The organism is Serratia proteamaculans (genome assembly GCF_004684015.1).
Taxonomy (GTDB): domain Bacteria; phylum Pseudomonadota; class Gammaproteobacteria; order Enterobacterales; family Enterobacteriaceae; genus Serratia; species Serratia proteamaculans_F.
The window spans coordinates 535,040-544,199 of the sequence record NZ_SRIA01000021.1 but is presented as its reverse complement, the minus strand read 5'-3'; the positions used below and the strand labels follow the sequence as shown (position 1 = coordinate 544,199).

6 protein-coding genes, 1 tRNA gene and 1 rRNA gene are annotated in these 9,160 nt (G+C 55.8%); 6 read left to right on the top strand and 2 right to left on the bottom strand.

The window, feature by feature from the left end:
• The first annotated feature begins 8 nt into the window (after positions 1-8).
• The 6 genes from E5C26_RS22675 (at position 9) to aceK (ending at position 6,533) form a co-directional block, all read left to right on the top strand.
• Positions 9-84 (top strand) — tRNA-Thr (locus tag E5C26_RS22675).
• A 51-nt stretch (positions 85-135) separates the two neighbouring features.
• A 5S ribosomal RNA gene (rrf, locus tag E5C26_RS22670) occupies positions 136-251 on the top strand.
• Positions 252-449: 198 nt separating this feature from the next.
• A complete protein-coding gene (metA, locus tag E5C26_RS22665; protein WP_135318287.1) occupies positions 450-1,379 on the top strand; it encodes a homoserine O-acetyltransferase MetA in 930 nt (309 codons plus the stop codon).
• A gap of 375 nt (positions 1,380-1,754) precedes the next feature.
• Positions 1,755-3,353 carry a malate synthase A gene (aceB, locus tag E5C26_RS22660; RefSeq protein WP_135318286.1) on the top strand — a complete coding sequence of 533 codons (1,599 nt, stop codon included), beginning with the start codon at positions 1,755-1,757 and terminating at the stop codon, positions 3,351-3,353.
• 47 nt (positions 3,354-3,400) lie between these two features.
• On the top strand, positions 3,401-4,708 hold the full coding sequence (gene aceA, locus E5C26_RS22655) for an isocitrate lyase (RefSeq protein WP_135318285.1): 1,308 nt from the start codon (positions 3,401-3,403) through the stop codon (positions 4,706-4,708).
• A 70-nt stretch (positions 4,709-4,778) separates the two neighbouring features.
• Positions 4,779-6,533 (top strand): bifunctional isocitrate dehydrogenase kinase/phosphatase, encoded by a 1,755-nt coding sequence (gene aceK, locus E5C26_RS22650; RefSeq protein WP_135318284.1) that lies wholly within the window; start codon positions 4,779-4,781, stop codon positions 6,531-6,533.
• Between the two features lie 30 nt (positions 6,534-6,563).
• Here aceK and E5C26_RS22645 read toward each other — a convergent pair whose 3' ends face one another.
• Positions 6,564-7,205 (bottom strand): bifunctional 4-hydroxy-2-oxoglutarate aldolase/2-dehydro-3-deoxy-phosphogluconate aldolase, encoded by a 642-nt coding sequence (locus E5C26_RS22645; RefSeq protein ID WP_135318283.1) that lies wholly within the window; start codon positions 7,203-7,205, stop codon positions 6,564-6,566.
• A gap of 56 nt (positions 7,206-7,261) precedes the next feature.
• The gene (edd, locus tag E5C26_RS22640; protein ID WP_135318282.1) at positions 7,262-9,076 is read right to left on the bottom strand and encodes a phosphogluconate dehydratase; all 1,815 of its coding nucleotides are present in this window, start codon (positions 9,074-9,076) and stop codon (positions 7,262-7,264) included.
• Positions 9,077-9,160 lie beyond the last annotated feature (84 nt).

Below are 9,160 nucleotides of genomic sequence, written 5' to 3'. Positions count from 1 at the left end.
ATTAGTGTGCTGATATGGCTCAGTTGGTAGAGCGCACCCTTGGTAAGGGTGAGGTCCCCAGTTCGACTCTGGGTATCAGCACCACTTTATTAAAAGTGGGTTTAGAAGTTCGGCGAAAAGAATTAAAAGAATTTGCTTGGCGGCAATAGCGCGGTGGTCCCACCTGACCCCATGCCGAACTCAGAAGTGAAACGCCGTAGCGCCGATGGTAGTGTGGGGTCTCCCCATGCGAGAGTAGGACACTGCCAAGCATCAAACAAAGTACGAAGCCTCATGCGAAAGCATGGGGCTTTTTGCTTTGTGCCTTCCTGAAACGTACAGATCCTGCCTATGCCAAGGCAATGAAACATTTTCACCTTCCGGTTGAACGCTCGACATTATGCTAAAAAGACGCTATCTTCGGGCATCTAGAAGTCTAAACGTTTAAATGGATGTGTGAGGGTCAAGCAATGCCGATTCGTGTTCCTGATGAGTTACCTGCAGTCAGCTTTTTGCGCAATGAGAATGTCTTTGTGATGACATCCTCTCGGGCAAAAACACAGGAAATCAGGCCATTGAAAGTGCTGATCCTTAACCTGATGCCAAAGAAGATCGAGACGGAAAACCAATTTTTACGTCTGCTTTCCAACTCTTCGCTGCAAATTGACATCCAACTGCTGCGTATCGACAGCCGTGAGTCGAAGAACACGCCGGCAGAACATCTGAACAACTTTTACTGTGATTTTGAAGATATCCAGGATGAGAACTTTGACGGCCTGATTGTCACTGGTGCTCCTTTGGGGCTGGTTGATTTCTGCGATGTCGCCTATTGGCCACAGATAGAACGGGTTATCGACTGGGCCAAGAACCACGTTACCTCCACACTGTTTGTCTGTTGGGCGGTGCAGGCTGCCTTAAACATTCTGTACGGTATCCCGAAGATGACGCGTGAAGTGAAACTGTCGGGGGTTTATCAGCACCAAACACTGCAGCAGCATGCTTTGCTGACTCGCGGTTTTGATGAGACCTTCCTGGCGCCTCACTCACGCTATGCGGACTTCCCTACGGAGATTATCCGCCAGTATACGGATCTGGACATCCTGGCCGAATCAGAGCAAACCGGAGCCTATTTGTTCGCCAGTAAGGACAAGCGACTGGCGTTTGTGACCGGCCACCCGGAGTATGATGCGCTAACGCTGGCTGGCGAGTATTGTCGTGATAACGATGCTGGTCTCAATCCTGTGGTACCGCTGAATTACTTCCCCGATGATAATCCCGAACTCACCCCCAAAGCCTCCTGGCGCAGCCATGGCCATCTGCTGTTTGCCAACTGGCTCAACTACTATGTTTACCAGATTACACCGTACGATCTGCGCCATATGAACCCGACCCTCGAGTAACACTTTCTTCCTGGCTGGCGGCTGAATCGAGGCCGCCACGTTATGATTTCTTCTGCAAAACCCCCGCTTTCTTCAAAAATATCATTCAACAACAATACCTTATCACTTCCTTTTGATTTTTCTGGAACCGGTTTCCTCATCGGTTTTTGTTGTTACTTAATTTAACTAATTGATAATTAAGTGTTAATAAAATATTTTCATTTAAAATGGAAATGGTTTTTGATTTTTATTTTTAGTTGAGTATTCTTAGATCCAGAGAGAAGAGATCTGACCAGTTAAGGATCGTTTTATACGCCCTGATCCACACTGATTTCTGATGAAGATGCGCCGGCTTAATGGCAACGGCGGTGCGCAACGATAGGAAGGAGCAAGACAATGACGCAACAGATAGTAGGCACGGAATTAACGTTTACGCAGGGTTTTAGCGCTGCTGAGCGGCAGGTGTTGACGGATGACGCGGTCGAATTCCTGGCGGAACTGGTGAGTAAATTTACTCCACAGCGCAACAAACTGTTGGCTGCGCGTGCCTGCTGGCAGCAGAAAATCGATCAAGGCGATCTTCCAGACTTCATTTCGGAAACTGCTTCCATTCGTGAGGGTGAGTGGTCGATCCGCGGCATACCAGAGGATCTGCGCGACCGCCGGGTGGAGATCACCGGCCCGGTTGAACGCAAGATGGTCATCAACGCCCTGAACGCCAATGTGAAGGTGTTTATGGCTGATTTCGAAGACTCACTGGCGCCGAGCTGGGATAAAGTCATCGACGGCCAAATCAACCTGCATGACGCGGTGAACGGCACCATTTCTTACACCAATGAAGCCGGCAAGATTTATCAGTTGAAGCCGAACCCGGCGGTATTGATTGCTCGCGTACGCGGCCTGCATTTGCCGGAAAAACACGTGCAATGGCAGGGGGAAGCGATACCCGGTGGCCTGTTTGATTTTGCGCTGTATTTCTTCCACAACTATCGTCAACTGCTGGCCAATGGCAGCGGCCCTTATTTCTACCTGCCAAAAACCCAGTCCTGGCAGGAAGCGGCCTGGTGGAGCGAAGTCTTCAGCTTTGCCGAAGATCGTTTCTCCCTGCCACGCGGCACCATCAAAGCCACGGTGCTGATCGAGACGCTACCGGCGGTATTTCAGATGGACGAGATCCTGTACCACCTGCGCGATCACATCGTCGGTCTGAACTGCGGCCGCTGGGATTACATCTTTAGCTACATCAAGACGCTGAAAAATCATGCCGACCGGGTATTGCCGGATCGTCAGTCGGTCACCATGGACAAGTCATTCCTTAGCGCCTATTCCCGCTTGCTGATCAAGACCTGCCACAAGCGCGGTGCCTTTGCCATGGGCGGTATGGCGGCGTTTATCCCGAGCAAAGACGCCGAGAAAAATGCCTGGGTGCTGAACAAGGTGCGGGCGGATAAAGAGCTGGAAGCCAATAACGGTCACGATGGTACCTGGGTAGCCCATCCAGGGTTGGCGGATACCGTAATGGAAGTCTTCAGCCGGGTGCTTGGCGAGCGCAGCAACCAACTGGAAGTGCTGCGTGAAAATGACGCGCCAATCAGCGCTGCGCAGTTGCTGGAACCTTGTGACGGTGAGCGTACCGAAGCCGGCATGCGCGCCAATATCCGCGTGGCGGTGCAGTACATCGAAGCCTGGATCTCCGGCAATGGCTGCGTGCCGATTTACGGCCTGATGGAAGATGCGGCGACGGCGGAAATTTCCCGTACCTCTATCTGGCAGTGGATCCACCATGAAAAGAGCCTGAGCGATGGCCAATTGGTCACCAAGGCGCTGTTCCGTCAGATGCTGAAAGAAGAAATGTTGGTAGTACGTGAAGAGTTGGGTGAGGCGCGTTTTAACGCCGGCCGCTTCGAAGAAGCTGCGCGCCTGATGGAACGTATCACTACGCAAGACGAATTAATCGATTTCCTGACTTTACCGGGCTATGAGCTGCTGGCCTGAATCCGTTCCTGACCATTAACCCTACATTATTGAAAAGGATAAAAATTATGTCTACCTCTCGTGCTCAACAGATCCAACAACTGGAACAGGAATGGAAATCGGCTCGCTGGGAAGGCATCACCCGCCCGTACAGCGCGGAAGACGTCATTAACCTGCGCGGTTCGGTTAACCCGGCTTGCACCCTGGCACAGAACGGTGCCGCCAAACTTTGGGAATTGCTGCACGGTAAATCACGCAAAGGCTACGTCAACAGTCTGGGGGCGCTGACCGGCGGCCAGGCGCTGCAGCAGGCCAAGGCCGGTATCGAGGCAATTTACCTGTCTGGTTGGCAGGTGGCGGCGGATGCCAACACCGCGTCTGCAATGTACCCGGACCAGTCGCTGTACCCGGTTGACTCTGTACCGGGTGTGGTTGAGCGTATCAACAACACCTTCCGCCGCGCCGATCAGATCCAGTGGGCCAACAAAATTGAACCCGGCAGTAAAGGTTACACCGACTACTTCCTGCCGATCGTCGCCGATGCCGAAGCCGGCTTTGGCGGCGTGCTGAATGCTTTCGAACTGATGAAGGCGATGATTGAAGCCGGCGCGGCCGGGGTGCACTTCGAAGACCAACTGGCGGCGGTGAAAAAGTGTGGCCATATGGGCGGCAAAGTGCTGGTGCCAACCCAGGAAGCGATCCAGAAATTGGTTGCTGCGCGTCTGGCGGCCGATGTGCTCGGCGTGCCGACGCTGGTTATTGCGCGTACTGATGCTGATGCTGCCGATTTGCTGACTTCTGACTGTGACCCGTACGATCGCGAATTTGTGTCCGGTGAGCGCACTGCTGAAGGTTTCTTCCGCACCCATGCCGGTGTTGAGCAGGCGATCAGCCGTGGCCTGGCCTATTGCCCTTACGCTGACCTGGTGTGGTGCGAAACCTCCACGCCGGATCTGCAGGCAGCCAAGCGCTTTGCCGATGCAATCCATGCCAAATTCCCGGGCAAACTGCTGGCATACAACTGCTCGCCGTCATTCAACTGGAAAAAGAACCTGGACGACCAGACGATTGCTCGCTTCCAGGAAGAGCTGTCGGCGATGGGTTACAAGTACCAGTTCATCACGCTGGCGGGTATCCACAGTATGTGGTTCAACATGTTTGACCTGGCGCATGCCTATGCGCAGGGAGAGGGCATGAAGCACTACGTCGAAAAAGTGCAGCAACCAGAGTTCGACGCCGTGGCTCGTGGTTACACTTTTGCCTCACACCAGCAGGAAGTGGGCACCGGTTACTTCGACAAGGTGACCACCATTATTCAGGGCGGTGCTTCATCGGTTACCGCGCTGACCGGTTCGACGGAAGAACAGCAGTTCTGAGGCGGCAACGCTGACAAGTTGTAACCTGGAGCCTGCTTATGCAGGCTCTGTTTTCTGGCGGGAGGTAAGGATGGCAGCAAAACTGGAGCTGTTGATCGCGCAGACGATCCTGCAGGGCTTTGATGCACAGTACGGCCGCTTCCTGGAGGTGACTGCCGGTGCGCAGCAACGTTTTGAACGGGCGGACTGGCCGGCGGTGCAGCAGGCGATGAAAAAGCGTATTCACCTGTATGATCATCACGTCGGCCTGGTGGTGGAGCAACTGAAGTGCATCACCGGGCAAAAGTATTTTGATGCGGACTTTCCCTGCCGGGTGAAGGCGGTGTATACCGAACTGCTGCCGGAGTATCCACGCTTTGAGATCGCCGAAAGCTTCTTCAATTCCGTCTACTGCCGCTTGTTCAGGCATCGCGATCTGACACCTGAAAAGCTGTTCGTTTTCAGCTCCCAACCAGAAGGTCGGTTTCGCGATATCCCACGTCCACTATCACGCGATTTCACCGCCAACGGTGACGTCTCGGCAATGCTGTACAACCTGCTGACCGACTTGCCTCTGCGATTGCCGTGGGAAAATTTATCGCGCGATATGGGTTACATTACCCAGGCGTTGCAGCAGAGTTTCAGTATGCAGCAATTGGCCGGTGCGACTTTCCAAATTGCCAACGAATTGTTTTACCGAAATAAAGCGGCCTGGTTGGTGGGCAAATTGCGTGTGGCAGACGCGGTTTATCCTTTCTTGCTGCCGATCCACCACAGTGATTCCGGCGCACTGTTTATTGATACCTGCCTGACCAGCAAGGCCGAGGCCAGCATCGTATTCGGCTTCGCCCGATCCTACTTTATGGTTTACGCGCCTCTGCCGGCGGCAATGGTCGAGTGGCTGCGTGAAATACTGCCGGGTAAAACCACCGCCGAGCTGTATATGGCGATTGGTTGCCAGAAGCACGGAAAAACAGAATGTTACCGTGAATACCTGACGTTTATGAGTGGCTCGCAGGAGCAGTTCATCATCGCGCCGGGGGTGAAGGGCATGGTGATGCTGGTGTTTACCCTGCCGTCTTTCGATCGGGTATTCAAGGTGATCAAGGATGAGTTTGCGCCACAAAAAGAGGTCACGCAGGCGCAGGTGATGGCCTGTTACCAACTGGTGAAAGAGCACGATCGCGTGGGGCGCATGGCGGATACCCAGGAGTACGAAAACTTCGTCGTCGACAAGGCGCGAATCAGTCCGGAATTACTGGCGGAATTGCAGCGCGAGGTGCCGGACAAACTGGAAGATCTGGGCGATCGCATCGCCATCAAGCATCTGTATATGGAGCGACGCATGACGCCGCTGAATCTGTATCTGGAGCAGGCCAATGAGCAGCAGATGCGGGATGCGATAGAAGAATACGGTAACGCCATCAAGCAACTGGCCGCCGCCAATATTTTCCCCGGCGATATGTTGTTCAAGAACTTTGGCGTGACCCGACACGGGCGGGTGGTGTTCTACGACTACGATGAGATTTGCTACATGACCGAGGTCAACTTCCGCGATATACCGCCACCGCGCTATCCGGAAGATGAACTGGCCAGCGAACCCTGGTACAGCGTGTCGCCCAATGATGTTTTCCCTGAGGAGTTCAGGCATTTCCTGTGTGGCGACCGGCGCATCCGGCAGGTATTCGAAGAGATGCATCGCGACCTGTTCGAGGCCGATTACTGGCGCGGGTTGCAACAGCGCATCCGCGATGGGCATGTGGAAGACGTGTTTGCTTACCGTAAAAAACGGCGTTTCAGCCAGCGTAGTGGTGCGGCGCTGCCCGCGACATCGGCGACTGCATAAGGGCGCGGTTGATTACCGCGCCCGACAAGATTACGCTTTTGCACCCGCAACGGCGGCGCGTGCCAATTCGGTGATGCGGGCGTAGTCACCGCTTTCCAGTGCCTCTGCCGGTACCAGCCAGGAGCCGCCGATGCACAGCACGCTTTTCAGTGCCAGATAGTCACGGTAGTTGTTCGGTGAGATGCCGCCGGTTGGGCAGAAGCGCACCTGTGGGAACGGGCCGCTGATGGCCTGTAGCGCTTTCACGCCACCGTTGGCTTCCGCCGGGAAGAATTTAAACTCGCGCAGGCCGTGATCCATGCCCAGCATCAGTTCCGATACGGTACAAATACCGGGAATTAACGGAATCGAACCGGCAGTGGCCGCTTTCAGAAGATCGGCGGTCAGGCCTGGGCTGATGGCGAACTGGGCGCCGGCGTCGGTCACTTCCTGCAGTTGCTGTGGATTAATGACGGTACCGGCACCGATAATCGCGTCCGGCACTTCTTTGGCAATAGCACGGATCGCGTCCATCGCGCAGGGGGTGCGCAGTGTCACTTCCAATACCCGCACGCCACCGGCGACCAGGGCTTTCGCCAGCGGCACCGCATGTTCCAGTTTGTTGATAACGATCACCGGGACCACAGGTCCGGCCATCAGGATCTGCTCTGCGCTTGTCTTCCAATTGTTCATTAATGGTTTTCTCCAGTTATGGCCGCTGCCGTCGGGCTGCACGGCCATGCTATCGGTTAAAATTTAATGCAGCAGGCGCCCTGTTCGGCACCGGAAAGCTGGCTGCGCAAGGCGCCGAACAGTTCACGGCCACAGCCGATATGTTCTGCGCTCAGGTCGGGTTGATAAGGTGCGCGCTGGGCCAGCAGGTCAGCATCGACCAACAGTGCCAACTCGCCAGTGCGGCCATTCACGCGGATCAGGTCGCCGTTTTGCACCTTGGCCAGCATGCCGCCGGTGTAGGCTTCCGGGGTCACGTGAATGGCGGACGGAACCTTGCCGGAAGCACCGGAAAGGCGGCCATCGGTCACCAGGGCCACTTTAAAGCCACGGTCCATCAAGACGCCCAGCGGCGGCATCAGTTTGTGCAGTTCTGGCATGCCATTGGCCTGTGGCCCCTGGAAGCGCACCACCACTACGCAATCACGATCCAGCTTGCCGGCTTCAAACGCCGGAACGATGTCATGCTGGCTTTCAAAGACGACCGCTGGCGCTTCGATAATCTGGTTTTCGGCGGGGACCGCCGAGGTTTTCATCACCGCCCGGCCAAGGTTGCCGGCCAGCACCTTGGTCCCGCCGTGGTGCTCGAAAGGCTTGGCCACGCTGGCGATAACCTTGGCGTCGAGTGAAGTTTCCGTGCCCTCACGCCAGGCCAGTTGGCCGTTATCCAGCCAGGGTTCCTGGGTGTAGCGCGTCAGGCCAAAACCGGCCACGGTATGCACGTCTTCGTGCAGCAGGCCGTGTTTCAATAGTTCGCGTACCACCAGGGCTACGCCGCCCGAGGCCTGGAATTGGTTGATATCCGCCGGGCCGTTTGGGTAGATGCGGCATAACAATGGCACCGCGTCCGACAGCTCGGAGAAGTCATCCCAGTTGATAATGATGCCGGCGGCGCGCGCCATTGCCACCATGTGCATGGTCAGATTGGTGGAGCCACCGGTGGCCAACAGCGCCACGATACCGTTCACCACCACTTTCTCATCCACCAATTGGCCGATCGGCAGATAGTTACCGGCGGTTTCGGTCAGGCGAGTGACCTGACGTGCGGCCGCGTCGGTCAATGCATCGCGCAGTGGTGTATCCGGGTGAACGAAGGAGGCCCCCGGCAGGTGCAGGCCCATCACTTCCATCACCATTTGGTTGGTGTTGGCGGTGCCGTAGAAAGTGCAGGTGCCGATGCCATGGTAGGAGGCCGCTTCCGCTTCCAGCAGTGCCAGACGGTCGGCCTTGCCTTCGGCATACAGTTGACGCACCCGGACTTTCTCTTTGTTTGGCAAACCGCTGCTCATCGGGCCGGCGGGGACAAACAGCGACGGCAAATGGCCAAAGGACAGGGCGGACATCACCAGTCCCGGTACGATTTTGTCGCAGATGCCGAGGAACAACGCGCCGTCGAACATATTGTGCGACAGGCCGATGGCGGATGACATAGCGATTACATCGCGGCTCATCAGTGACAGCTCCATGCCGTCCTGTCCCTGAGTCACGCCGTCGCACATCGCCGGGACGCCACCGGCCACCTGGCCGACAGCCCCTACCGCGTGCAGTGCCTGTTTCAGCTTTTGCGGGTAGTTTTCATAGGGCTGGTGGGCGGACAACATGTCGTTGTAAGCGGTAATGATGGCGATATCGCTGCGCACCATATTTTTCAGCGCAGTTTTGTCATCCGGCTGGCAGGCGGCGAAGCCGTGAGCCAGGTTACCGCAGGCCAACTGAGCCCGATGTACGGTTTGTGAACGCGCGGCTTCAATACGTGCCAGATAGGCGGCGCGGCTCGATTTGGAACGGTCGATGATGCGTTGTGTGACACGGGATAGGGTTGGATTAATCATACCTTCCTCACATGCTATTGTTATAGACGCCGCCTGTGGCGGTGCCCCCGGTGGTGAATTGCCGCCCTGATGTGCAAGGCCGGG

Coding starts and splice junctions, on each gene's coding strand:
- metA (WP_135318287.1), top strand. CDS start 450: ATGCCGATTCGTGTTCCTGATGAGTTACCTGCAGTCAGCTTTTTGCGC.
- aceB (WP_135318286.1), top strand. CDS start 1,755: ATGACGCAACAGATAGTAGGCACGGAATTAACGTTTACGCAGGGTTTT.
- aceA (WP_135318285.1), top strand. CDS start 3,401: ATGTCTACCTCTCGTGCTCAACAGATCCAACAACTGGAACAGGAATGG.
- aceK (WP_135318284.1), top strand. CDS start 4,779: ATGGCAGCAAAACTGGAGCTGTTGATCGCGCAGACGATCCTGCAGGGC.
- E5C26_RS22645 (WP_135318283.1), bottom strand. CDS start 7,205: ATGAACAATTGGAAGACAAGCGCAGAGCAGATCCTGATGGCCGGACCT.
- edd (WP_135318282.1), bottom strand. CDS start 9,076: ATGATTAATCCAACCCTATCCCGTGTCACACAACGCATCATCGACCGT.